The sequence below is a fragment of the Streptomyces sp. TLI_185 genome (assembly GCF_003814765.1).
In the GTDB taxonomy this organism is placed as follows: domain Bacteria; phylum Actinomycetota; class Actinomycetes; order Streptomycetales; family Streptomycetaceae; genus Streptomyces.
Genome location: NZ_RKRB01000001.1, coordinates 7030123 through 7054919, shown reverse-complemented (window position 1 = coordinate 7054919; position 24797 = coordinate 7030123). Strand labels below are relative to the sequence as shown.

The window sequence follows — 24797 nt, the reverse complement described above, 5'->3', positions numbered from 1 at the left end:
TACGGATCGTTACTGATCGTTGTGTGCGGCACCCGCGCGTGCTGCGCGCCACTCCGGGGCGAGGATCGACCACACCTCGAGGTCGTGCCGCACCCCACCATAGGGGTGCGCCTGGCGTCGTACCCCATCGCGGGTCATTCCGAGGCGCCGGGCGACGTTCAGGCTGGGGACGTTCCCCGAGGCGGCGACCCATTCGATGCGGTGGATGCCGCGCTCCTCGACCACCCAGTCGATGAGCACCCGCATCGCCCGGGTGATCAGTCCGCGGCCCGTCGCCGCGGGCTCCAGCCAGCAGCCGACCTCGGCGTTGCCGGTCTCCGCGTCGAAGTTCAGCGTGAGCACGCCGCCCACGAGTTTTCCGTCCAGCCAGATGCCGTGGTACGAGCCGGTGTCGGCGGCGCGCATGTCGGCGTACCGCTGGAGCGTCTCGCGCGCGGAGGGCACGTCGACGGCCCTGGAGCCGAAGGCGATGAACTGTCCGATGAAGTCCCGTCCGCGCTCCAGATGCGCCAGGAACTCCTCGGCGTGCCAGGGCTCCAGGGGACGAAGTTCGGCGTCGTCACCCAGAGGTATCGCGTACATCCTCGTCCTGCCCCTTCGCCAGTACGTCCGCCACCTCGGCGTCCGTCGCCGCGGCCAGCCTCTCATGGGCCGCGCGGGCCTCCGGCGGTTCGATGCTGATGCGGGGCAGGCGCTGGTCGAGCCAGCGGGGCAGCCACCAGTTGGCGCCGCCCAGCATGTGCATGAGAGCCGGTACCAGCAGGGTGCGGAGCACGAAGGCGTCGAGGGCAACGGCGGAGGCGAGCGCGATGCCGAACATGGCGATCACACGGTCGCCGCTGAGGACGAAGGCGAGGAAGACCGAGATCATGATGACCGCGGCGGAGTTGATCACCCGGCTGGTCTCGGCGAGCCCCACGCGGACGGCACGCCGGTTGTCGCCGGTCTCCAGCCACTCCTCGTACATCCGGCTGACCAGGAAGACCTGGTAGTCCATGGAGAGCCCGAAGAGGACGGACACCATGATCACGGGGAGGAAGGGCTCGATGGGACCCGCGCGGCCGAGGCCCAGCAGCTCGCTCCCCCAGCCCCACTGGAAGATCGCGACGACGACGCCGAAGGCGGCGGCGACGGCCGCGACGTTCATCGCGGCGGCCTTCACCGGGATGCCGATGGACCGGAACGCGAGCAGCAGGAGCAGACAGCCGAGGCCGATGACGACGCCCACGAACAGGGGCAGCTTGCCGACGATGACGTCGGCGAAGTCGTCGTAACTCGCCGTCACGCCGCCGACGTGCAGGTCGAGCGAGGTGCCGGTCTCGGCGCGCGGCAGCACCTCGGTGCGCAGCCGGTCGACCAGGTCGCTGGTCTTCTGCGACTGGGGCGCCGACTCGGGGACGATCGTGAAGTACGCGGTGTCGCCGCCGGTGTTGTAGGTCACCGGAGTCACCGACGCGACACCCTCGGTGGTGCGGATGGTGGCGTCGAGGTTGTCGAGGGCAAGCTTGTCCTCGGCTCCGTCGACGCGCGTCACCACGGTCAGCGGGCCGTTCACGCCGGGCCCGAAACCGTCGGCGAGCAGGTCGTAGGCCTGCCTGGTGGTGGACGTCCTGGGGTCGTTGCCCTGGTCGGAGGTGCCCAGGTGGAGAGAGAGGGTGGGCAGCGCCAGGACGGTCATGACGACCAGTGCGACGATGCCCAGCACCTTGGGATGGCGTTCCACGAACGCCGACCAGCGGTGGGCGAACCCGGTCGGCAGTTCCGGTTGCGGACCGTGCTCCTCCAGATGGCGCCGCTCGCGCCGGCTCAGGGCACGCGGGCCGATGAAGGACAGCAGGGCGGGCAGCAGGGTGATGGAGGCCGCGACCGTCAGGACGACGGTCAAGGAGGCGGCGATCGCGACGCCGTTGAGGAAGCTCAGTCTGAGGATCAGCATCCCCAGCAGGGCGATGCAAACCGTGGCACCCGCGAAGACCACGGCGCGTCCCGTGGTCGCCACGGCGCCCGTGACCGCCTCGGTGACGGACAGCCCGCGTTTGAGTCCGCGCCGGTGTCTGGTGACGATGAACAGCGCGTAGTCGATGCCGACGCCGAGTCCGATCAGCATGCCGAGCATGGGCGCGAAGTCGGCGACGGTCATGGCGTGCCCGAGCAGCACGATCGCGCCGTACGCGGTGCCGACGCTGACCAGTGCGGTCGCGATGGGCAGCATCGAGGCGGCGAGCGAGCCGAAGGCGAGGAACAGGACGGCGGCGGCGACGACCACGCCGACCACCTCGGCCAGATGCCCGCCCGCGGACTCGGTGAGCCCGATGGCGCTGCCGCCGAGCTCCACCTGGAGACCGTCGGCCCGGGCCGCCTCGGCCGTGCGTACGACGGCTTCGGCCTCGGGCTTCTTGATGTCCTCGGCCCGGTCGTCGAAGGTGACCGTGGCGTACGCGGTGTGCCCGTCGGCGCTGATCCGGCCCGTGCCCTGGCCGTCGTAGGGACCGGCGACGGACGCGATGCCGGGCAGGTCCGCGATCTTGTCCAGGGTCTCGGTCATCGTCTGTTCGACGTCGGCGGCGCGGACGGTGCCTGAGGTGGTGTGCCAGACAACGGTGTCGCTGTCGCCGCCGAACCCCGGGAAGCCGTCCTGCAGCAGCTGCATGGCCCGGCCGGACTGGGTGCCGGGAGCCTCGTAGTCGTTCGAGTACGCCGAGCCGGTGACGGCGGCGGCCGCGCTCACCCCGCCGAAGGCGAGGAGCCACAGCAGTACCGCGACGAGGCGGTGCCGAACACACCAGCGTGCAAGGGCTGCCACGAACGTGCTCCCAGGTGGATTTGTGGATCTTTGACCGGGAACAGTCGTTCACAAGATGAACAGCCCGCAAAGAACGCATGAGCAATGCGAAGACCACTCTTACAGGCAGAAATGATCGTTTATGCCATTCGTGGACTTATTCACACGAGTGGGAGCCAGATCACAGGACAGTAACGACAACTCTGTCACCTCAGTCGAACTGGTCCCCCAGCGCCATCACCATCGCCCCGATGATCAGCAGCCACAGCGCCCGCCGGGTGCGCCCCCGGGAGCCCAGCACCGCGGCCAGCCCGCACACGAAGGCGCCGAGGGCGTACGCGGCCGGCACCAGCGCCGGAGCGGAACCGATGACCCGGAGCACCGACGCGGCCAGCCCCGCGAGGGCCAGCAGCGCCCCGGTCCCGGCCGCCGTCCAACGGGCCCGCCGCGCGACCTCGGCGGGGTCCACGACGTCCGGTATCTCGGAATCACCGCGTCCACTCATGGCGGGCGAGCCTAGCGCGTCCCGCCGAGAAACCAGGTGCGGGGCGTCCACGACAGCTGCTAGCTTCCGCCCGTCGACAGTCCCCGGCTCCTCGCCGACGACCGAAGCGGGTGCATTGTTTGAAGGTCCGACCGAGCTCCTACGCATCGACTTCCACTACGAAGATCACAAGGAGCCCGTTCACCGATGTCCGACACCAGGACCACGAACGACGACCTGACTGACCGCCTCACCCACCCCCGCTGGTCCCGCAGCAGCCGCTACGACGCCCGCTGGACCGTCGAGAACCAGATGGGCCCGCACGCCCTGTGGCTGCTGGAGTGGCTGGCCCCCGCACTCGGCCTCGAGGAGCTGCGCCCCGGCGCCCGCGTCCTCGACCTGGGCTGCGGCCGCGCGATGACGTCCGTCTTCCTCGCCAGGGAGTACGACGTCCAGGTCACCGCGGCCGACCTGTGGGTGAAGCCCGACGAGAACGCCGTACGCATCGCCGAGGCGGGCGTCGCCGACCGCGTGCTGCCCGTGTACGCCGAGGCACACGACCTGCCGTTCGGCCAGGGCACGTTCGACGCGATCGTGTCCGTCGACGCGTACCAGTACTTCGGCACCAACGATCTCTATCTGCCCACGCTGACCCGGCTGTTGAAGCCGGGCGGACGGATCGGGATCGTCGTACCGGCACTCCGGCAGGAACCGGAGGGCGACGAGCCGCCGGAGCACCTGAAGGAGTACTGGGAGAAGGACCCCGGTTTCTGGGCGTTCCACACCCCCGAGTGGTGGCGCCGCCTGTGGACCCGCAGCAGGGCCGTGGAGGTCGAGACGGCCGACTGGCTCGAGGACGGCTGGCGCGACTGGCTGCTGTGGAGCGAGGTGTGCGCCGAGGAGAGCTCCAGCGAGTTCATGGCGGACATGGCGCGCTGGTCCGTGGACCTCATGCACGCCGACGTCGGGCATCTGCTCGGTTTCGCACGGATCGTGGGACGCCGGCTGTGAGTTGACATGACTCGGGGGCTGCGCCGATACGTCGACGCAGCCCCCGAGTCGCGTGCTCAGCCCTCGCTGACGCCCAGCCTCTGCAGGATCAGCTCCTTGACGCGGGCCGCGTCGGCCTGACCGCGGGTCGCCTTCATGACGGCGCCGACCAGGGCGCCGGCCGCGGCCACCTTGCCGCCGCGGATCTTGTCGGCGATGCCCGGGTTGCCGGCGATGGCCTCGTCGACCGCCGTGCCCAGCGCCGAGTCGTCGGAGACGACCTTCAGCCCGCGCTTCTCGACGACCTCGTCCGGGGTGCCCTCGCCCGCGAGAACGCCCTCGATGACCTGGCGGGCCAGCTTGTCGTTCAGATCACCGGAGTTGACCAGCGCGGTGACCCGGGCGACCTGCTCCGGCGTGATCGCCAGCTCGTCGAGCGAGGTGCCCGACTCGTTGGCGCTGCGCGCCAGTTCACCCATCCACCACTTGCGGGCCGAGGCCGCGTCGGCACCGGCGTCGATCGTCGCGACGATCGGGTCCAGCGCACCGGCGTTGAGGATCGCCTGCATGTCGGTGGCGGAGATGCCCCACTCGGCGAGCAGCCGGGTACGGCGGGCCAGCGGCATCTCGGGGAGCGCCGCCCGGATCTCCTCGACCCACTCGCGCGAGGGGGCCACCGGCACCAGGTCCGGCTCGGGGAAGTACCGGTAGTCCTCGGCCTCTTCCTTCACCCGGCCCGAGGTCGTCGACCCGGTGTCCTCGTGGAAGTGGCGGGTCTCCTGGATGATCGTGCCGCCGCTGTTCAGCACGGCCGCGTGCCGCTGGATCTCGAAACGGGCCGCACGCTCCACGGACCGCAGCGAGTTGACGTTCTTCGTCTCGGAGCGCGTGCCGAACTTCTCGCTGCCCTTGGGCATCAGCGAGAGGTTCACGTCGCAGCGCATCTGCCCCATTTCCATGCGGGCTTCCGACACACCGAGCGCCTTGATGACCTCGCGCAGCTCACGGACGTACGCCTTCGCCACCTCGGGGGCGCGGTCGCCCGCGCCGACGATCGGCTTGGTGACGATCTCGATGAGCGGGATGCCGGCCCGGTTGTAGTCGAGCAGCGAGTGCGAGGCACCGTGGATACGGCCCGTCGCGCCGCCGACGTGCGTCGACTTGCCGGTGTCCTCCTCCATGTGGGCGCGCTCGATCTCCACGCGGAAGGTCTCGCCGTCCTCGAGCTGTACATCGAGGTAGCCGTTGAAGGCGATCGGCTCGTCGTACTGGGAGGTCTGGAAGTTCTTCGGCATGTCCGGATAGAAGTAGTTCTTCCGGGCGAAGCGGCACCACTCGGCGATCTCGCAGTTCAGCGCGAGACCGATCTTGATCGCCGACTCGATACCGATCGCGTTGACGACCGGGAGCGCGCCGGGCAGGCCGAGGCAGGTGGGGCAGGTCTGCGTGTTGGCGTCCTGACCGAGTTCGGTCGAACAGCCGCAGAACATCTTGGTCTTGGTGCCGAGTTCGACATGGACCTCAAGGCCCATGACGGGGTCGTACGACGCCAGCGCGTCCTCGTACGACTCCAGGTCGGTCGTGGTGGTCACGGTGAAACTTCCCTCTCAGCCCAGCAGGACGTCGTCGTCGCCCAGCCGCTTCAGCTCGCGGTACAGGATGGCGAGGCCGGTGACGATGCCGACGGCGGCCACCGTCGCGTCGATCAGCCGCAGCGTGTCCTGTTCGGCCTTGGCCTTCTTGATCCGCTTGGCGACACCGAACGCGCCGAAGGCGGTGGTGGCGATGGACACGTACGTACCGGACTTGGACTTCTTGAAGTCCTTGGCCTTGGTCAGTGCCTTGGTCACAGCGACGGAGCCTCCTCGAGGAGCGGGTGCCCCCACCTTTCCACGAAGGCGGCCTCGACGGCTGCGCCGACCTTGTAAAGACGGTCGTCCTTCAGCGCCGGAGCGATGATCTGCAGGCCGACCGGGAGGTTGTCCTCCGGGGCCAGACCGCAGGGCAGCGACATGGCCGCGTTGCCCGCGAGGTTCGTGGGGATGGTGCAGAGGTCGGCCAGGTACATCGCCATCGGGTCGTCGGCGCGCTCGCCGATCGGGAAGGCGGTGGTGGGCGTGGTCGGCGAGACGATGACGTCGACCTGCTCGAAGGCCTTCTCGAAGTCGCGCGTGATGAGCGTGCGGACCTTCTGGGCGGAGCCGTAGTACGCGTCGTAGTAGCCGCTCGACAGGGCGTACGTGCCGAGCATGATGCGGCGCTTCACCTCGGGGCCGAAGCCCGCCTCACGGGTGAGGGAGGTGACCTCCTCGGCGGAGTGCGAGCCGTCGTCGCCGGTACGCAGGCCGTAGCGGAGCCCGTCGAAACGGGCGAGGTTCGAGGAACACTCGCTCGGCGCGATCAGGTAGTACGCCGACAGCGCGAGGTCGAAGGACGGGCAGTCCAGCTCGACGATCTCGGCGCCCAGCTCCTTCAGCAGCGCGACGGACTCGTCGAACCGCTGGATGACGCCGGCCTGGTAGCCCTCGCCGCGGAACTGCTTCACGACACCGACGCGCATGCCCTCGACGCTGCCGTTGCGCGCGGCCTCGACGACCGGCGGGACGGGCGCGTCGATGGACGTCGAGTCGAGCGGGTCGTGCCCGGCGATGACCTCGTGCAGGAGCGCCGCGTCCAGGACCGTGCGGGCGCAGGGCCCGCCCTGGTCCAGGGAGGAGGAGAAGGCGACCATGCCGTAGCGGGAGACCGCGCCGTACGTCGGCTTCACGCCCACCGTGCCGGTGACGGCGGCCGGCTGGCGGATGGAGCCGCCGGTGTCGGTGCCGATGGCGAGGGGGGCCTGGAAGGAGGCGAGCGCGGCGGACGAACCGCCGCCGGAGCCGCCGGGGATGCGGGTCAGGTCCCACGGGTTGCCGGTGGGCCCGAAGGCGCTGTTCTCGGTCGACGACCCCATGGCGAACTCGTCCATGTTGGTCTTGCCGAGGATGACGACGTCAGCGGCCTTGAGCCTCTTGGTGAGGGTGGCGTCGTACGGCGGAATCCACCCTTCCAGGATCTTCGAGCCGACGGTCGTCGGGATGCCCTCGGTGGTGAAGATGTCCTTGAGCGCCAGGGGCACACCGGCGAGGGGGCCGAGCTTCTCGCCCCGCTCCCGCTTCTCGTCGACGGCACGGGCCTGGGCCAGGGCACCCTCGCGGTCGATGTGCAGGAAGGCGTGCACCTTCTCGTCGACGGCCTCGATACGGGCCAGGTGGGCCTCGGTGACCTGGACGGCCGTGAGCTCACCGGAGGCGATCTTCGCGGCGGTCTCGGCGGCCGTCAGCTTGATGATGTTGACGTTGTCCGTCATGGCGGTTAGTCCTCCCCCAGGATCTGCGGCACCTTGAAACGCTGCTGCTCCTGGGCCGGGGCGCCGGAGAGCGCCTGCTCGGGGGTGAGCGACGGACGGACCTCGTCCGCGCGCATGACGTTCGTCAGCGGGAGCGGGTGCGAGGTCGGCGGTACGTCTTGGTCGGCGACCTCGCTGACGCGAGCCACCGCGCCGATGATGTCGTCCAGCTGGCCTGCGAAGTGTTCGAGCTCTTCGGGCTTCAGCTCCAGACGCGCCAGCCGGGCGAGGTGGGCGACCTCCTCGCGCGTGATGCCAGGCATGCAGCGTTCCTCTGGGGTGAGAGTGTGTGGTTTGGGCCCAATCCTATGGGGCGGGGCCCGGTGACCGTGAAACGGTTTCCCGGACACTACGCCCACCGGGCCGGCGGCGCGTCAGCGGCGCCCGCCCGGGCTTCGATCCGCGCCCACCCCTCGACCGGCCCGCGGCGGGCCGGTGGGCGGACTACTCGTCTGTCGCCGCGGCCGGCAGGGCCGCGCGAGGCCGCTGCCATCCCCGCGAGCCCCGTGCCCGCAGCCACGCCGTCGTCTCCTCCGCCGGCATCGCGGCTGCGACCAGCCATCCCTGTACGGCGTCGCAGCCGAGGTCGCGCAGCCGCTCCCAGGTCTCGTCGTCCTCGACGCCCTCGGCGACGACCAGCAGACCGAGGGAATGGGCGAGGTCGACCGTGCAGCGGACGATCTCCGCGTCCTCCGCGTCGACGGCGAGGCGGGCCACGAAGGAGCGGTCGATCTTCAGCTCGCTCACCGGCAGCCGCCGCAGATGCACCAGGGACGAATAGCCCGTGCCGAAGTCGTCCAGCGACATCTTCACGCCGTGCCCGGTGAGGCCGGCCAGTGTGTCGGCGGCCCGCTGCGGGTCCTCGAGCAGGACGTGTTCCGTTATCTCCAGCTGGAGCGCTCCCGCCGGGACCCCGTGCCGGGCCAGCCGGGCGGCGACGGAGCCCGCGAAACCGGGGGTGTGGACGTCACGCGGGGAGACGTTGACCGCGACCGGCACATGCAGGCCCTGGGCCCGCCACCTGGCCACCTGGGCCAGCGCCGTCTCCAGGACGTACTCCGTGAGATGGGGCATCAGCCCCGACGACTCGGCGATCGCTATGAACTCGTCCGGCGGCACCTTCCCGCGCTCGGGATGCACCCACCGGACCAGGGCCTCCAGGCCGGCGACCTGTCCGTCGAAGCGGACCTTGGGCTGGTAGTGCAGCTCCACCTCCTGCGCGTCCAGCGCCCGGCGCAGATCGCCCAGCAGGCCGAGCCGGTCCGGCGTGTTCGAGTCCCGCTTGGACTCGTACACCTCGACGCCCGTACGGTCCCGCTTCGCCTGGTACATCGCCACGTCCGCCCGCCGCAGCAGCCCCTCGGCATCCAGTGCGTGGTCCGGGAAGACGGCGACACCCGCGCTGGCCTCCAGGACGAGGGTGAGCCCGTCGAGGTCGAGCGGGGAGCTGAGAGCGGCGACGAGGCCCCGGGCGACCCGGGTCGCGGAGGTCGTGGAGTCGGCGACCGGCAGTAAAACGGCGAACTCGTCGCCGCCGAGCCGAGCGGCCTCCGCTCCGCGGGGCAGGGCGAGGCGCAGCCGGTCGGCTATCTGCAGGAGCAGCCGGTCGCCGGCGAGATGCCCCAGGGTGTCGTTGACCGAGCGGAAGCGGTCCAGGTCGATCACCATCAGCGCGGCGCGGGCGCCGATGCGTTCGGCGTCGTCCAGAGCGGTCCAGATGCGCTCCAGCAGCCACTGCCGGTTGGGCAGCCCGGTCAGCGGGTCGCGCAGCTGCTCCTCGGCCCGGGCGCGGGCTATCCACAGGGTGGAGTCGAGGGCGATCAGCGGGATGGCGAACAGCGGCAGCAGCACCGGCTGGGCAACGGCCACCACGCAGACCAGCGGGGCGATGCCGAGCAGCGCGACCGCGACCAGGCCCTGTCTGACCAGGGCGGTGCGGGCGACTGTGGGCAGACCGCCGTGGCGCGGAGCGTGCAGATACCAGAGGAGGGTGCGGGTGACCAGGAGGTATGCGACGGCGACCAGCATCACCTCGGGCGCGGTGTAGAGGGTCCAGGTGTCGGGGTTCCAGGGCTTCTCCACGGACGGCACACGTCCGAAGGCGCCCAGCACCAGGGCACCGGCTCCGATGCCGAGGATGTCCACCGAGCCGTGCAGCACGCCCTGGCGCCAGCGGTTGCGCCGGGCTATGCCGACCAGCACGACCACGGTGAGGCTGACCATTCCGGCGGGCACCCAGCCGTACAGCAGCAGGACGGCGAGGGTGAGCGCGGCGCCGGAGCCGGTGCCACCCCACCAGCGGGAGCGGCCGAGCATGACCAGGTGGCCGACGATGATGCCGGTCAGCACGGCGAAGGACCAGCCGACGGTGCCGGCCGGGAAGAGCGCGTGGGTCCCCGTGAACCCCCGGTAGAAGCCGCCGCCGAGGACGAAGGCCGCCGCCGCGACGACCGCCGCGGGCAGCGCGGGCCAGGACATGTGCCGTTCGTGTTCGGGATCCGGCAGTCCGGGAGGGTGGTCGGCGGTGAGGTGCGGGGCGCGCCCGTCCGACACGGTGTACTGTCCGGTGGCGCGCCCCTCCGCACCCGGACGCTCCGAAGGCCGCCCGGCCCGTCGGCTCGCACGCCATACGCCGGTGATCCGGCGCAGGCGCAGCCGTGAGTCAGGGGCGGCGCTCTCGGTCGGTTCCATTCCCGTCCCTCTCACAGCCGGCGGTGCCCACGCCACGCGGCCCGTTGCCCGACATCCGTCAACGGCACCGCGTTGGAAAACCCTTCCCCTTGCTCGTCAAGAGCAAGGGGTTGCCCCAACCGCAGCTGGGCACGGCAGGTGCACACCTCAACAGTAGGCCGCAGAAGGCTTCCACGGGCAGCGGTCGTAGACGGTTGCCCGAATGCACCCCGGCCACCCGTATGCATCTGGTATGCGCCGATCGGGTGGCCTTCAATCGCTATTCCTCTGTGGGAAGCGCAACTTCGGCCGCCGCGTCCGGTCCCTGTTCGAGCAGGACGTTGAAGCCGTCCTCGTTCAGAACAGGCACTTTGACCTGCATTGCCTTGTCATATTTCGACCCAGGATTGTCACCTACGACAACGAAGGATGTCTTCTTCGAAACGGAACCGGTTACTTTCGCTCCACGGCTCTGGAGCGCCTCCTTTGCTCCGTCGCGGGTGAAGTGTTCGAGGGTGCCGGTGACCACGACGGTCAGCCCTTCCAGCGGGCGCGGGCCTTCGTCCTCCCCCGAGCTCTCCTCCTCCATGCGGACGCCCGCGGCCCGCCACTTGCGGAGGATCTCCTGGTGCCACTCCTCGGCGAACCATTCCTTGAGGGAGGCGGCGATGATTCCGCCGACGCCGTCCGTGTTCGCCAGCTCCTCCTCGGTGGCCTGCTCGATGCGCTCGATCGACCGGAACTCGCGGGCCAGCGCCTCGGCGGCGACCGGGCCGACGTGACGGATCGACAGGCCCGTGAGGATGCGCGCGAGCGGACGCTCCTTGGCCGCGGCGATGTTCTCCAGCATGGCAACCGCGTTCTTCTTCGGCTCCCCCTGCTGGTTGGCGAAGACCGTGGCGACCTTCTCCTCGCCGGTCTTCGGGTCGCGCTTGGGCAGACCGCTGTCCTGGTCGAGGACGTACGCCTTGATGGGCAGCAGCCGCTCGATCGTGAGGTCGAAGAGGTCGCCCTCGTCCACGAGCGGCGGGTCCTGCGGCTCCAGCGGCTTGGTGAGGGCGGCCGCGGCGACGTAGCCGAAGTGCTCGATGTCCAACGCCTTGCGGCCCGCCAGGTAGAACAGCCGCTCGCGCAACTGGGCCGGGCAGGTGCGGGCGTTGGGGCAGCGCAGGTCGACGTCGCCCTCCTTCATCGGCCGAAGCGCCGTACCGCACTCAGGGCACTCGGCCGGCATCACGAACTCGCGCTCGCTGCCGTCACGCAGGTCGACGACCGGGCCGAGGATCTCCGGGATCACGTCACCGGCCTTGCGCAGCACCACGGTGTCGCCGATGAGGACGCCCTTCGCCTTGACGACGTCCTGGTTGTGCAGGGTGGCGAACTCGACCTCCGAGCCGGCCACCGTGACCGGTTCGACCTGGGCGTACGGAGTGACCCGGCCCGTGCGGCCCACGCCCACGCGGATGTTGATGAGCTTGGTGTTGACCTCCTCCGGCGCGTACTTGTACGCGATCGCCCAGCGCGGGGCGCGGGAGGTGGAGCCGAGCCGTCCCTGGAGCGGGATCTCGTCCAGCTTGACAACCACTCCGTCGATCTCGTGCTCCACGGAGTGGCGGTTCTCGCCGTAGTAGGCGATGAACTCCCGTACGCCGTCGAGGTCGTCGACCACCTTGTTGTGCCGGGAGGTGGGCAGGCCCCAGGTCTTGAGGAGGTCGTAGGCCTGGGAGAGGCGGGTGAGGCCTTCGAAGCCCTCCAGGGCCCCGATGCCGTGGACGACCATGTGCAGCGGGCGGGTGGCGGTGACGCGGGGGTCCTTCTGGCGCAGTGAACCGGCCGCCGCGTTGCGCGGGTTGGCGAAGGGCTTGTCGCCGGCCTCCACCAGGCGGGCGTTGAGCTCCTCGAACTTCTCCATCGGGAAGTAGACCTCGCCGCGGATCTCCACGAGGTCGGGGACGCGGTCACCGGACAGCCTGTCCGGAATCTCCGCGATCGTACGGACATTGGGGGTGATGTCCTCGCCCGTGCGGCCGTCGCCGCGGGTCGCCGCGCGCGTGAGGCGGCCGCGCTCGTAGGTGAGGTTGACGGCGAGGCCGTCGACCTTGAGCTCGCACAGGAGGTGGTAGCCGGGACCGCCGACGTCCCTGGCGACGCGCTCGGCCCAGGCGGCCAGCTCCTCGTCGCTGAAGGCGTTGTCCAGGGAGAGCATGCGTGAGCGGTGCTCGACAGAGGTGAACTCCGTCTCGTACGCCCCCGCGACCTTCTGGGTCGGCGAGTCCGGCGTGCGCAGCTCGGAATATTCCTCCTCCAGCGCCTCCAGGGAGCGCAGGAGCTTGTCGAACTCCGCGTCGCTGATGACCGGAGCGTCCTTCACGTAGTACCGGAAGCGGTGCTCCTCGATCTGCTCAGCGAGCTTCGCGTGCTTCTCCCGTGCCTCGGCGGGCACCGTCGTCTCCGCTTGCTTGTCGCCGGCCACCGTGTTGTCCTCCCGTTACTCTGGGTTGTCCGCGAGGGATCTCGCCGCCCGGACGCAGTGGGCGAGGGCCTTGCGTGCGTAGTCCGGGGAGGCCCCCGCGAGTCCGCACGACGGCGTGACCGTGACCGCCTCCGCGAGAAGTCCCGGTTGCAGCCCCAGCCTGCGCCACAGCGTCCTGACACCCATGACGCTACCGGCAGGGTCTGACAATGGGCCGTCCGTGCCCGGCACGACACCTGCGAAGAGCCGGGTACCCGCTTCCACCGCCTCTCCGATCGTGTCGTCGTCACGCTCGGTGAGGAGCGAGAAGTCGAAGGAGACCGCTGCCGCGCCCGCCCTTCGCAGGAGGGCGAACGGCACGTCCGGTGCGCAGGAGTGGACCACGGTGGGGCCGTCGCTGTGAACCCCGACGACATCGCGGAGGGTGGCCTCGACGAGCTGGCGGTCGACGGCGCGGTGGGTGCGGTAGCCGCTGGCGGACTTCACCCGGCCGCGGAGTACGGCGGTGAGGGAGGGCTCGTCGAGCTGGAGGACGAGGTGGGCGCCGGGGATGCGTCGCTGCACCTCCGCCAGGTGCACCCGGAGTCCCTCCGTGAGCGAGGCGGCCAGGTCGCGGCAGGCGCCGGGGTCGGAGAGGGCCACCTCGCCGTTCTTCAGCTCCAGGCCGGCGGCGAGGGTCCAGGGGCCGACCGCCTGCAGCTTCAGCGGGCCCTCGTAGCCCTGCGTGAACTCCTCCAGTGCGTCGAGGTCTTCGCCGAGCCATGAGCGTGCGCGCTTGGTGTCGCGGCCCGGGCGGTCGCCGATGCGCCAGCCGCTGGGCTCCACGCGCGCGTACAGCTCCACGAGCATGCCTGCGGTTCTGCCGATCATGTCGGCGCCGGGGCCGCGGGTCGGCAGCTCGGGCAGGAAGGGGAAGTCCTCAAAGGTCCCGGTGACGGTTTTGGACGCCTCGCGGGCGTCGCCGCCGGGCATGGATCCGATACCGGTGGCGGGGCCGAAGGAAAGGTGTGCGTTCACACGGGAAGCCTATGTTTCTCGCCCCCGCCGCCCCTACCCGTCCCGACCCGGGGGCCAGCCCCCGGACCCCCGCTCCTCAAACGCCGGAGGGGCTGGATTTTGCGGACCGGGGCTGATCTTCGCCGACCGGGGATTGATCTTTTCAGCCCGTCCGGCGTTTGAGGACGAGGCCGTTCAGGCCGAAAGCGGGGGTCTGGGGGCGGCAGCCCCCAGGTACGGGACGGGTAGGGCGGCGGGGGCGAAGGAATTCCGTCACCTGCCAGGGCGCACCGTCAGGTCATTGATCTCCGCGTCCCGCGGCAGGTCCACCGCCGTCAGGATCGTCGTCGCGACCGACTCCGGATCGATCCACTTCGACGCGTCGTACTCCTTGCCCTCCTGCTGGTGGACCTTGGCCTGCATGGGGCTGGCCGTGCGGCCCGGGTAGACCGAGGTGACGCGGACGCCGTTGCCGTGCTCCTCGTGCCGCAGCGAGTCCGCCAGTGCCTTCAGGCCGTGCTTCGAGGCCGCGTAGGCGGACCAGTCGGCGTGGGCGTTCAGGCCCGCTCCGGAGTTGACGAAGACCACATGGCCGCGGGCGGCGCGGAGTTGGGGCAGGAAGTGGCGGGTCAGCTCGGCCGGGGCGATCAGATTGACGTTCAGCTGGTGGCGCCAGGACTTGGGCGTCAGCTCGCCGACCGCCCCGAGGTCGACCACACCCGCGATGTGGAGCAGAGAGTCCACGCGGTCCGGCAGCGTCTGGTGCGAGAAGGCCCAGGACAGCTTGTCCGGGTCGGCCAGGTCGCCGACCAGCGTCCTCGCACCGGGAAACTCCGCGGCGAGTTCCTTCGCGCGGCCCGCGTCGCGCGCGTGCAGGACGAGTTCGTCCCCGCGCGCGTGGAGGCGGCGGGCGACGGCCGCGCCGATGCCGGAGCCCGCTCCGGTGATCACATGGGTAGCCATGCCCGCCATGCTCGCACCTGCCGGCGTCCGCACAACGCCCCGCCCCGCTCCCCCGCCCGCGTCACGCCCGCCTCACTCGACGCCCGCCCCGCTCCCCCGCCCGCACCCGTGAACCTCCGCACGAGTCCCGCCCCGTCCCCCCGCCCGCATCATGCGCGCCTCACTCGACGCCCGCCCCGCTCCCCCGCCCGCACCCGCGAACATCCGCACGAGGCCCCCCCGTCCCGCGTCCCCCCGCCCGCCGCTCGCCCACCTCCCCCGCCCACATCATGCGCGCCTCACTCGACGCCCTGGCTCTCCTCCAGGTATGCCAGCGCGCCCACCGGCTCCTCCGCGAAGAACACCAGGTCGGTGAGGGGCCGGGGCAGGAACCCCTCGTCCTCCATGCGCCGGAACTGCTCCTTGAGGCCGTCGTAGAAGCCCGCGGTGTTGAGCAGGACGACCGGCTTGTCGGTGTGGCCGTGCTTCTTCAGTTCCAGGATCTCGGTGGCTTCGTCCAGGGTTCCCGTACCGCCGACCATGATCACCACCGCGTCGGCCTTCTCCAGCAGCAGCCTCTTCCGCTCGGCGAGGTCACGGGCGATCACCATCTCGTCCGCGCCCTGCCGCGCCTTGGCGGCCAGGAAGCCCACGGAGACCCCGCACAGCCGTCCTCCGGCCTCCTGCACGCCGTCGGCGACCACCTTCATCAGGCCGACGTCCGAACCGCCCCAGACGAGCGTGTGCCCGCCCTTGCCCAGCAGTTTCGCGAACTCGCGCGCGGGGCGCGTGTAGCGGTCGTCGAGGTCGGCGGCGGAGAGGAAGACGCAGATTCGCATGCCCTCACCGTACGCGGGAAGAAAGGGGCCTCCGCGGATGCTTTTCCGGTATGGCCGAAGGACACACGATCACCATCGAGCAAGACAACCGGCACGTGCGCGTGGTGCACGGCGAGCAGGTCCTGGCGGAGAGCGAACGACCCCTCGTACTGCGGGAGACGGGTTGTCCGCCGCGGTACTACCTCCCCGCCGAGGACGTACGGCTCGATCTGCTGACCCCGTCCGACACCCACACCTACTGCCCCTTCAAGGGCACCGCGAGCTACTGGTCGCTGCCGGACGCGGCGGACCTGGTGTGGTCCTACCCCGAGCCCAAGCCCGAGGTCGCCGAGATCAAGGACCACTTCTGCTTCTACGAAGTCGAGGTGTCGTGAGCGAGGTCTTCAGCGCGTAAGGGCGATTATTTCCCTGCCTTGGGGCAGTCTCCACAGGCATGGACAAGAAGACCATTTCGCACGACGGCACCTCCCTCGCGTATCAACGCACCGGGCAGGGGCCCGCGGTCATCCTCGTCAGCGGAGCGATGTCGACGGGCGCCACCGTAGCGCCCCTCGCCGGGCCGCTCTCCGGCCGTTTCAGCGTCGTCTCCTACGACCGCCGGGGCCGCGGCGAGAGCGGCGACACGCAGCCGTACGCGGTGGCCCGCGAGGTCGAGGATCTCGCCGCGCTCATCGACGCGGTGGGCGGCGAGGCCTCGCTGTACGGCATCTCGTCGGGCGGCGCGCTGGTCCTGGAGGCTGCCGCGAGCGGGCTGCCGGTCCGTCGGGTCGCCGTGTACGAGGTGCCGTTCGCGGTGTACGAGGGCGGCGCGAAGGAGCGCGCCGAGTACACCGAGCGGCTCGACGAGGCGCTCGGGCAGGGCCGTCGCGGGGACGCGGTCGAGCTGTTCCTCAGGCTGACCGGGCTGGCCGAGGAGATGATCCAGGGCGCCCGCAACTCCCCCATGTGGTCCGGCATGGAGGCGATCGCGCCGAGCCTGGCGTACGACAACGCCGTGATGGGGGACGGTCTGGTGCCGCGGGACCGGCTGGCCGGGATCGATGTGCCCGTTCTGTCCCTTGCGGGCAGCGCGAGCCCCGCCTGGATGCGCGAGGCCGCCCGGGCCGTGGCCGAAACGGCACCCCAGGGGACGTATCGAATCCTGGAGGGACAGACCCACATGGTGGATCCGAACGTCCTTGCGCCGGCGCTGGCGGAGTTTTTCCAGATGGGCACGTAGATGGGCGCGCACGCCCCAGGAACAACCCGACGGACGAGAGCACGGCCGTCCGCGGCGCGACCGTCCACTCGACCGGCTACCGCCTCGCCTGGGGCAGCAGCCGGTTCGAGCTCTGGGTGCCTTCCTGCAGACAGTCAGGCGACCGAAGTCGTCGTCCTCGCGCGCGTGGTCGTCGCGATCGTCGCCGAGCCCACCACGCGCGTGCCGTCGTACAGCACGATCGCCTGGCCGGGGGCGACACCGCGGACGGGCTCCGCGAAGGAGACCTCCAGGGTGGCGTCGACCAGTTCGGCGGTGACCTCGGTCTCGCCGCCGTGGGCGCGCAGCTGGGCGGTGTAGCTGCCGGGGCCGGACGGCGCCGTGCCGCACCAGCGGGGCTTGATCGCGGTCAGGGCGGTCACGTCCAGGGCGTCGGCCGGGCCGACCGTCACCGTGTTGTTCACCGGCGAGATGTCCAGGACGTAGCGTGGCTTGCCGTCGGGCGCCGGGGTGCCGATGCGCAGGCCCTTGCGCTGGCCGATGGTGAAGCCGTACGCGCCCTCGTGGGTGCCCAGCTTGGCGCCGGACTCGTCGACGATGTCGCCCTCGGCCCTGCCCAGGCGGTTCGCCAGGAACCCCTGGGTGTCGCCGTCGGCGATGAAGCAGATGTCGTGCGAGTCGGGCTTCTTGGCGACCGCGAGACCGCGGCGCTCGGCCTCCGCGCGGATCTCGTCCTTGGTCGTCACCGTGTCGCCGAGCGGGAAGAGCGCGTGGGCCAGCTGCTTCTCGTCCAGGACGCCGAGGACGTACGACTGGTCCTTGGCCATGTCGGAGGCACGGTGCAGCTCGCGGGTGCCGTCCTCGTTCACGATCACCTGGGCGTAGTGGCCGGTGCAGACGGCGTCGAAGCCGAGCGCGAGGGCCTTGTCCAGCAGGGCCGCGAACTTGATCTTCTCGTTGCAGCGCAGGCACGGGTTCGGGGTGCGTCCGGCCTCGTACTCGGCGACGAAGTCCTCGACCACGTCCTCGCGGAAGCGGTCGGCGAGGTCCCAGACGTAGAACGGGATGCCGATGACGTCCGCGGCGCGGCGGGCGTCGCGCGAGTCCTCGATGGTGCAACAGCCACGCGCGCCCGTGCGGAAGGATTGCGGGTTCGCGGAGAGCGCGAGGTGGACGCCGGTCACGTCGTGGCCGGCTTCGGCGGCGCGGGCGGCGGCGACGGCGGAGTCCACTCCGCCGGACATGGCGGCGAGTACGCGAAGAGGGCGGGGGCGCTGCGAGGTGTCAGTCATAGCCCTTCAAGAGTACGGGGACGCGGGAACCGGAGCCCACGAGTATCCGTTGGTGATCACATGGGGGCGAGCAGGAGTGACTCGGACCGGCGGATCGGGCGCCGCGCGCTGCTGGTGGGCGGGGCGGCGGCCGCCGTGGGCACGGCCGTGCTGGCGCGTGAGGAGCTGTCGCACCTGTGGTGGCGGCTGCCGGGGGTGGAGAAGCCACGCACCCCGGGTGCGGTCGACTTCCGCGGTGCGCAGTGGCTGTCGGCCTCGTCGGCGAACTACCGGCGGGCCGACCGGCCGGACGACTACTCGATAGACCGGGTGATCATCCATGTCACCCAGGGCGGCTTCGCGAGCGCGGTCAAGGCCTTCCAGGATCCGGACCACAAGGCCGCGGCCCATTACATCGTCCGCCAGGACGGGCACATCACGCAGATGATCCGCGAGCTGGACGTGGCGTTCCATGCGGGCAACCGCGAGTACAACGAACGCAGTGTCGGCATCGAGCACGAGGGCTTCGTGGAGCGCAGATCGTCCTTCACGGACGCGATGTACGCCTCCTCGGCGCGGCTGACCGCGGGGATCTGCAAGCGGTACGGCATACCCGTCGACCGGGAGCACATCATCGGGCACGTGGAGGTGCCGGGGACGGACCACACCGACCCGGGGCGGTACTGGGACTGGGACCGGTACATGGGACTCGTGCGGTCGGCGAAGACAACGAAGTCGTAAAGCCTTCCGCCGGGACGACGTGTCCGTTGCGTCCCCCACGCCCTGCCCGATCTGCCCTTCCTCAACTTGGCTTTTCTTCAAGGCAGTTGGGCGGGGCGGACGCTCAGGGCGCCTTCACAGCCGGCGCGGCCTCTTCCTAACTTCAGCCCAGTCCTCACACAGTCCTTGGTTCAACGATCCCGCCCATGACTCACACCACAGAGCCCGGCTCGGGCACAGGCGGACACGGCGAGGACACCCGCAAGGGCAAAGGCATGCACCGGCGCAGGTTCCTCGGCGGCATGGCCGGAGTCGGCCTCGGGGCCGTCGCCGGGGCCGGGGCCGCCTTCTCCCTGCTGACCGAGGCGGGCAGGAGCAAGGCGAGCGCCGCGACCAACACCGCCACCCTGACCGTCCCGGACCTACTGGAGGGCACCACCTCCGGCAGCACCACCACCTTCACCCTGGAGGCCAAGACCGGCACCGCCGAGGTGCTCTCCGGGGTCACCAGCGACACGATGGGCTACAACCAGTCCTTCCTCGGCCCCACCATGAAGTGGACCAGCGGCGACACGGTCCTGCTCAACATCACCAACAGCCTGGGGGAGGACACCACCGTCCACTTCCACGGCGCCCATGTCCCGGCCAAGATGGACGGCGGCCCCCAGGTCGCCTTCGCCGACGGGGAGACCTGGTCCCCGACGTTCACGGTCAAGGACGACGCCAAGACGCTCTGGTACCACCCGCACGCCCTGGGCACCACGGCCAAGCAGGCCGTGCACGGCCTGGCCGGCATGATCATCGTCGAGGACGACTCGACCGCGTCCTCGCACCTCCCCAGCACCTACGGCACCGACGACATCCCGCTGATCTTCCAGAGCCTCGCCACCGACAGCGCGGGCGCCCTCAAGTACGACCTGACCGGCTATCTGAGCAACGGGCTGAGCTTCCCGCTGCTGCTGAACGGCACCAACGTCGACGACACCACGCTCACGTTCACCGCGACCAAGACCCGCACCCGGTTCCGGGTGCTCAACGCCTCGCCGTCCGACATCATCACCATCCAGCGCAGCGACGGCGGCAACCTCGACCAGATCGCCACCGACCAGGGCTATCTCACCGCGGCCACCGAGGTGGCCGGCATCCGGCTGGTGGCCGGCGCCCGCGCGGAGTTCGTTCTGGACCTGTCGGACGCCGTCACGCTCCAGGCCGTCGTCACCACCGGCTGGGTGCGCGGCGGCAGCGGCACCTACGACGTACTCGCGATCACGGCGTCCGGCACCGACACGCCGGACGACCTGCCGAGCTCGCTCAACACGATCGACCGGTACGACACCAGCGACTTCACCGCCCGGACCATCACGCTCGGCCAGAGCGGCACATCGATGACGATCGACGGTTCGGTCGGCACGAGCATGTCGTCCATGGCCATGATCAGCACCACGCTGGGCTCCAAGGAGATCTGGACGATCAAGAACAACACCCAGCTGGAGCACTCCTTCCATCTGCACGACGTGCCGTACCAGTTGATCTCCGTCAACGGTGAGGATCCGACCGGGGTCGACCTCGGCTGGTTCGACACATACAAGGTGGTCGGCGGCGGAACCATCAAGATCGCCATGGAGTTCACGGACTTCTCCGACGACACCTACATGTACATGCTCCACTGCCATCTGCTGCAGCACGAGGACGAGGGGATGATGGCGTCCCTCATGGTGACGGAGAGTTAGAGCTCCGCTGGAACTCCAGTGCATGACCTGCGGGTCCGTTGTGGCTGGTCGCGCCCGCGCGGCGGAAGCCGCATATTCAATGCAGCCCCGCGCCCCTTCGGGGCGCGGGCCGAACCCTGTCGTCAGGTCAGCCCCGCGGCGCGCGCACGCTCGACCGCCGGGCCGATCGCCTTCGCCAGTGCTTCGACGTCGGCCTCCGTGGAGGTGTGGCCGAGGGAGAAGCGGAGGGTGCCGCGGGCCAGGTCGGGGTCGGTGCCGGTGGCCAGCAGGACATGGCTGGGCTGGGCGACGCCCGCGGTGCAGGCGGAGCCGGTGGAGCACTCGATGCCCTGGGCGTCGAGGAGCAGCAGCAGGGAGTCGCCCTCGCAGCCGGGGAAGGTGAAGTGGGCGTTGGCCGGGAGGCGGTCCACGGGGTCCCCGCCCAGGATCGCGTCCGGAACCGTCGTACGGACGGCCTCGACCAGACTGTCGCGCAGGGCGCCGATCTCCCGCTCGAACCACTCGCGCTGTTCGGCGGCGAGGCGTCCGGCCACCGCGAAGGAGGCGACGGCGGGGACGTCGAGGGTGCCGGAGCGGACATGGCGCTCCTGGCCGCCGCCGTGCAGGACCGGAACGGGGGTGTACTCGCGGCCGAGGACCAGGGCACCGATGCCGTACGGGCCGCCGATCTTGTGGCCGGAGACCGTCATCGCGGCGAGGCCGGAGGCGGCGAAGTCGACCGGGATCTGGCCGAAGGCCTGGACCGCGTCGGCGTGCAGCGGGATGCCGAACTCCCGTGCCACGTCGGCGAGTTCACGGACCGGCATGACCGTGCCGATCTCGTTGTTCGCCCACATCACGGTGGCCAGGGCCACGTCGTCCGGGTTGCGCTCGATCGCCTCGCGCAGCGCTTCGGGGTGGACTCGTCCGTACGGGTCGACCGGGAGGTACTCGACGGTGGCGCCTTCGTGTTCGCCGAGCCAGTGCACGGCGTCGAGGACGGCGTGGTGCTCGACGGGGCTGGCGAGGACGCGGGTGCGGGCCGGGTCGGCGTCGCGGCGGGACCAGTACAGGCCCTTCACGGCGAGGTTGTCGGCCTCGGTGCCACCGGAGGTGAGAACGACCTCGCTGGGGCGGGCGCCGAGCGCTTCCGCGAGGGTCTCTCGGGCCTCCTCGACGGTACGGCGGGCCTGCCGGCCGGAGGCGTGGAGGGAGGAGGCGTTGCCCGTGACGCTCAGCTGGGCGGTCATCGCCTCGACTGCCTCGGGGAGCATCGGGGTGGTCGCGGCGTGGTCGAGGTAAGCCATGGTGGGGCCGATTCTACGGGGCCCCCGTCGTCGGCTGTACGTCCAGGCCGGGCGGTTCGGCGACCGGGCCCCGTCGTCCTCGGGGAGGTCGGCCGTTCGTCATGGTGTGCGCCTCGGGGTCACAGGCTCCACGAAACCGTGTTGGACAGCTGCATGGCGATCACCAGGACCGCCAGGTCGGCCACGCCCAGGGCCATACCCAGGTACGCGCGGCCGCGGCGGGCGGTACCGCGCCAGAGGGCGACGGCGGCCAGCACGATGGCGACCGGGCCGAGGAAGACGTTCAGCACGAGGAGGCCGAGAAGGCCGAGGATGAAGGACGCGACGGCCATGCCGTCGGCGTCGCGGGCGGGCTTGCGGGTGGTGGTGTCGGTGCGGCTCGTGGCCGGGGCGGTGAGTTGCATCGTGCTCAGCTCCAGTGGACGGAAGTCGGTCGGGTGGTCAGTTGGCCGAGGTGCGGCGGCTGTGGCGCTCGCGGACGGCGAAGATGCCGAGCCAGACGGCGATGCCGGCGGCCACGAGAGCGGTGACGGTCAGCGGCGCGTGGGCCACGGTGCCCAGGACGACGCCGAGCAGCATGAGTGCGGCGACGAGGAACAGCATGGGATTCGATCCCCCTCCGGCACCCCGGGAGGGCGCCTCTGGTTAAGTTTCGGTGAACGGTTGTAGTAACACTTGTTCACTGACTACAGAGTCTATCGCGCCTGACGGCTTTCCAAATCCAGAGAACAGTTGTTAACTGGATGACATGAGTCACACTCTCGGCATCCGGCAGGCCCAGAAGCAGAAGACCCGGCAGGCGCTCCTGGACGCGGCGCTCGGCCTGCTGGAGGAGCAGAGCCTGAGCAGTCTGGGCCTGCGCGAGGTCACGCGCGCCGTGGGCGTCGCCCCGACCGCCTTCTACCGCCACTTCCGCTCCACTGCGGATCTCGGCGTGGCTCTGGTCGAGGAGGCGCTGGGCAGCCTGCACCCGATGATCCGGACGACGGTGTCCGCGGCCGACTCCAGCGAGGAACGCATAGCGCGCGCCATCGAGTTGATCGCCGGCCATGTGGACGGGTACCCCGCCCATGTCCGCTTTATCGCCCGCGAGCGACACGGCGGGGTCCAGCCGGTGCGGGAGGCCATCCGGGACCAACTGGCCCGGTTCGCCGAGGAGGTGAAGGGCGAGCTCGCCAAGGACCCGGAGTCCGAGGGCTGGAGCGACGACGACCTTCTCATGCTGGCCCATCTGTACGTGGACCAGATGCTGATCACCGCCTCGCTGTTCCTGGAGGCCCTGGAGGGCGCCGAGGAGGACCGGGAGCGCGTGGCGCAGGTCGCGAGCCGTCAGATGCGGCTGATCAGCATCGGGCGGCACCACTGGCTGGACTGAGCCGGGCAGCGCGAAGGGGCGGCGCCCCCGTTCACCGGGGATACCGCCCCTTGTCGTACGGCGTTCGAGGTCAGTTCTTGGTGGCCTGCGCGGTGGGGGCGCCGCTGGGTGCGGCACCGCCACCACCGGGGCCGCCCTGACCGCCGCCGCAGCCGCCGCCCTGGCCGCCTCCGCCGGGGCCGCCCTGCCCTCCGCCGGCGGCCGCGCCGGCGCTGGGGGCGCCGCTCGGCTTGCCCGAGGGGGCGCCGGAGGGCTTGGCGGTGGTGTTGCCGGTGGGGGCGCCCGAAGGAGCACCGGAGGGGACACCGCTCGGGCGCCCGGAGGCGTTGCCGGTCGGTGCCCGACAGGCCTGCTGCTGCCCGGAGTTGCCACTGTTCGAGGACGACGACGAGTCGCCCGAGCCGCAGGCCGCCAGGACCAGAGGCGAGAGCGCCAGCAGAGCCACTGCGGGGACGAGACGCACACGCTTCATGAGAAACAACTCCAAGGAAGATGAAGGGAGATGAGGGAGCCTCGAGTGCGGGAACTCAATCAACGGCGCTTAGGGCTTCCTTGGGTGCGGTCTGTCCCCGGCCTGTGACTCAGGTAAAGGGGATCTCAAGAAACCACTCTGACCTGCGACTTCACAAACCACGCTCTCCTACTCGCTGGTACAGCTCCGTGACAGAAGCGGCCGCGGCGGCCAGCTCCGCGCGCACCTCGGGCGGCGAGACGACTTCCACGTGGTCGGCGAACTGCAGCAGCTGGCGTGCCTCGCGGACAACCCGGTACAGGAGCCGCGCGGTCACCCACTCGCCGTCGCCGTCCCCGTCGGGGAGTTCGGCGAGCTGCGAGGCGTTCAGGCGCAGGAACATGTCGAGGCGGTCGCGGCGGACGCGGACGGTGACGTCGAGTCCGCCGGGCCGCTCCTCGATCTGGCGGCGCAACACCTCCCAGGCATCGGCGAGTTCAACACCCGGCCGCCGCTGCATCTCGTCGTCCAGGACGGTGGCGGACTGCACCCGGTCGGCGCGGAAGAGCTGCGGTTTCCCGCGGCGGTCGGCGACGAGGTACCAGACGCCCGCCTTCGACACGAGCCCGTACGGGTCGACGGTGTACGTCCGTGCCTCCTGCGCCCCGCTGTGCCGGTAGCGCAGCCGCAGCCGGCGGTCGGCGAAGACGGCGTCCTGCAGGATGTCCAGGTCGACGGCGGGTTGCGGACCGCCCTTCCAGCGCGTGGCGTCGACGAGGATGCGGCGGGAGGTCACCTCCGCGGCCGGGCGGTACGGCGCCGGCAGCGCGGCCATCACCTTGCGCAGCGCCGAGCCGAGCGCCGCGTCCAGGCCGAGCGCGGCGTGTGCGCCCTGGGCGGCGAGGATGAACAGGGCGCGCGACTCGTCGGCGGTCAGCCCTGTGACGTCCGTACGGAACCCGGCGAGCAGCTCGATGCCGCCGTGCCGCCCGCGCTCGGCGTAGACCGGGACACCGGAGGCGGACAGGGCCTCGACGTCCCTGTAGATGGTCCGCACCGACACCTCGAGGCGGTCGGCGAGCTCGTGCGCGGGGACGCGGCCGCGGGTCTGCAGGAGCAGCAGGATCGAGAGCAGTCGGTCGGACTTCACGGCATCAGAATCGCTCCGCGCGAAGCTCCCGGCAAATGTTGACGGAAACTGT

The 24797-nt window shown here is 70.4% G+C and carries 24 protein-coding genes; 6 read left to right on the top strand and 18 right to left on the bottom strand.

The genetic code is table 11. The features are described 5' to 3' along the window. Window positions 1-9: 9 nt before the first annotated feature. The 3 genes from EDD92_RS32715 to EDD92_RS32705 form a co-directional block, all read right to left on the bottom strand. A complete protein-coding gene (locus EDD92_RS32715) occupies window positions 10-582 on the bottom strand; it encodes a GNAT family N-acetyltransferase (RefSeq protein WP_123967650.1) in 573 nt (190 codons plus the stop codon). Further along, window positions 560-2803: an MMPL family transporter gene (locus tag EDD92_RS32710; protein ID WP_123967649.1), complete on the bottom strand. Its 2244-nt coding sequence runs from the start codon at window positions 2801-2803 to the stop codon at window positions 560-562. Before EDD92_RS32710 ends, EDD92_RS32715 begins: the two co-directional genes overlap by 23 nt. A gap of 190 nt (window positions 2804-2993) precedes the next feature. After that, entirely contained in the window at window positions 2994-3287 is a 294-nt protein-coding gene (locus EDD92_RS32705; RefSeq protein ID WP_123967648.1) for a hypothetical protein, read from the bottom strand. A 186-nt stretch (window positions 3288-3473) separates the two neighbouring features. On the opposite strand from EDD92_RS32705, the gene EDD92_RS32700 reads away from it, so the two are divergent. Beyond that, entirely contained in the window at window positions 3474-4277 is an 804-nt protein-coding gene (locus EDD92_RS32700; RefSeq protein ID WP_123967647.1) for a cyclopropane-fatty-acyl-phospholipid synthase family protein, read from the top strand. A 56-nt stretch (window positions 4278-4333) separates the two neighbouring features. On the opposite strand, the gene gatB is transcribed toward EDD92_RS32700, so the two are convergent. The 9 genes from gatB to EDD92_RS32655 form a co-directional block, all read right to left on the bottom strand. Beyond that, window positions 4334-5848, bottom strand: coding sequence for an Asp-tRNA(Asn)/Glu-tRNA(Gln) amidotransferase subunit GatB (gatB, locus tag EDD92_RS32695; protein WP_123967646.1), 1515 nt, complete (start codon window positions 5846-5848; stop codon window positions 4334-4336). Between the two features lie 15 nt (window positions 5849-5863). Then, on the bottom strand, window positions 5864-6106 hold the full coding sequence (locus tag EDD92_RS32690; protein WP_030942833.1) for a hypothetical protein: 243 nt from the start codon (window positions 6104-6106) through the stop codon (window positions 5864-5866). Next, a complete protein-coding gene (gatA, locus tag EDD92_RS32685; RefSeq protein WP_123967645.1) occupies window positions 6103-7605 on the bottom strand; it encodes an Asp-tRNA(Asn)/Glu-tRNA(Gln) amidotransferase subunit GatA in 1503 nt (500 codons plus the stop codon). The genes EDD92_RS32690 and gatA overlap by 4 nt, the downstream gene beginning before the upstream one ends. A gap of 5 nt (window positions 7606-7610) precedes the next feature. Beyond that, window positions 7611-7907 carry an Asp-tRNA(Asn)/Glu-tRNA(Gln) amidotransferase subunit GatC gene (gatC, locus tag EDD92_RS32680; RefSeq protein WP_007384860.1) on the bottom strand — a complete coding sequence of 99 codons (297 nt, stop codon included), beginning with the start codon at window positions 7905-7907 and terminating at the stop codon, window positions 7611-7613. Window positions 7908-8088: 181 nt separating this feature from the next. Beyond that, on the bottom strand, window positions 8089-10335 hold the full coding sequence (locus EDD92_RS32675; RefSeq protein WP_123967644.1) for a bifunctional diguanylate cyclase/phosphodiesterase: 2247 nt from the start codon (window positions 10333-10335) through the stop codon (window positions 8089-8091). Between the two features lie 259 nt (window positions 10336-10594). Next, window positions 10595-12787, bottom strand: coding sequence for an NAD-dependent DNA ligase LigA (gene ligA, locus EDD92_RS32670; RefSeq protein ID WP_123967643.1), 2193 nt, complete (start codon window positions 12785-12787; stop codon window positions 10595-10597). A 15-nt stretch (window positions 12788-12802) separates the two neighbouring features. After that, on the bottom strand, window positions 12803-13759 hold the full coding sequence (locus tag EDD92_RS32665; protein ID WP_399185485.1) for a methionine synthase: 957 nt from the start codon (window positions 13757-13759) through the stop codon (window positions 12803-12805). Between the two features lie 297 nt (window positions 13760-14056). Beyond that, window positions 14057-14755, bottom strand: coding sequence for an SDR family oxidoreductase (locus EDD92_RS32660; protein ID WP_123967641.1), 699 nt, complete (start codon window positions 14753-14755; stop codon window positions 14057-14059). A gap of 269 nt (window positions 14756-15024) precedes the next feature. Beyond that, window positions 15025-15564: a TIGR00730 family Rossman fold protein gene (locus EDD92_RS32655; protein ID WP_123967640.1), complete on the bottom strand. Its 540-nt coding sequence runs from the start codon at window positions 15562-15564 to the stop codon at window positions 15025-15027. Between the two features lie 50 nt (window positions 15565-15614). Between EDD92_RS32655 and EDD92_RS32650 the strand changes: the two genes are divergently transcribed. Together EDD92_RS32650 and EDD92_RS32645 are read left to right on the top strand one after the other, a co-directional pair. After that, a complete protein-coding gene (locus EDD92_RS32650; RefSeq protein WP_123967639.1) occupies window positions 15615-15938 on the top strand; it encodes a DUF427 domain-containing protein in 324 nt (107 codons plus the stop codon). 59 nt (window positions 15939-15997) lie between these two features. Further along, window positions 15998-16783, top strand: coding sequence for an alpha/beta fold hydrolase (locus tag EDD92_RS32645; protein WP_123967638.1), 786 nt, complete (start codon window positions 15998-16000; stop codon window positions 16781-16783). 134 nt (window positions 16784-16917) lie between these two features. Here the strand turns inward: EDD92_RS32645 and mnmA are convergent, their stop codons facing one another. Next, the gene (gene mnmA / locus EDD92_RS32640) at window positions 16918-18054 is read right to left on the bottom strand and encodes a tRNA 2-thiouridine(34) synthase MnmA (RefSeq protein WP_123967637.1); all 1137 of its coding nucleotides are present in this window, start codon (window positions 18052-18054) and stop codon (window positions 16918-16920) included. 60 nt (window positions 18055-18114) lie between these two features. Between mnmA and EDD92_RS32635 the strand changes: the two genes are divergently transcribed. Then, a complete protein-coding gene (locus tag EDD92_RS32635) occupies window positions 18115-18774 on the top strand; it encodes an N-acetylmuramoyl-L-alanine amidase (RefSeq protein WP_123967636.1) in 660 nt (219 codons plus the stop codon). A 185-nt stretch (window positions 18775-18959) separates the two neighbouring features. After that, window positions 18960-20483 (top strand): multicopper oxidase family protein, encoded by a 1524-nt coding sequence (locus tag EDD92_RS32630; RefSeq protein ID WP_123967635.1) that lies wholly within the window; start codon window positions 18960-18962, stop codon window positions 20481-20483. Window positions 20484-20605: 122 nt separating this feature from the next. Here EDD92_RS32630 and EDD92_RS32625 read toward each other — a convergent pair whose 3' ends face one another. The 3 genes from EDD92_RS32625 to EDD92_RS50065 all read right to left on the bottom strand — a co-directional run bounded on the left by EDD92_RS32625 (window position 20606) and on the right by EDD92_RS50065 (window position 22372). Beyond that, entirely contained in the window at window positions 20606-21769 is a 1164-nt protein-coding gene (locus EDD92_RS32625) for a cysteine desulfurase family protein (RefSeq protein WP_123967634.1), read from the bottom strand. A gap of 119 nt (window positions 21770-21888) precedes the next feature. Then, window positions 21889-22173, bottom strand: coding sequence for a DUF4190 domain-containing protein (locus EDD92_RS32620; protein WP_123967633.1), 285 nt, complete (start codon window positions 22171-22173; stop codon window positions 21889-21891). A gap of 37 nt (window positions 22174-22210) precedes the next feature. Next, entirely contained in the window at window positions 22211-22372 is a 162-nt protein-coding gene (locus EDD92_RS50065) for a hypothetical protein (RefSeq protein WP_185124199.1), read from the bottom strand. Window positions 22373-22517: 145 nt separating this feature from the next. Between EDD92_RS50065 and EDD92_RS32615 the strand changes: the two genes are divergently transcribed. Beyond that, window positions 22518-23144 (top strand): TetR family transcriptional regulator, encoded by a 627-nt coding sequence (locus EDD92_RS32615; protein WP_123967632.1) that lies wholly within the window; start codon window positions 22518-22520, stop codon window positions 23142-23144. Window positions 23145-23214: 70 nt separating this feature from the next. Here EDD92_RS32615 and EDD92_RS49655 read toward each other — a convergent pair whose 3' ends face one another. Both EDD92_RS49655 and EDD92_RS32605 read right to left on the bottom strand, forming a co-directional pair. Then, window positions 23215-23616, bottom strand: coding sequence for a hypothetical protein (locus EDD92_RS49655; RefSeq protein ID WP_148096482.1), 402 nt, complete (start codon window positions 23614-23616; stop codon window positions 23215-23217). 151 nt (window positions 23617-23767) lie between these two features. After that, window positions 23768-24745 (bottom strand): YafY family protein, encoded by a 978-nt coding sequence (locus EDD92_RS32605; protein ID WP_123967631.1) that lies wholly within the window; start codon window positions 24743-24745, stop codon window positions 23768-23770. Between the last annotated feature and the right edge of the window lie 52 nt (window positions 24746-24797).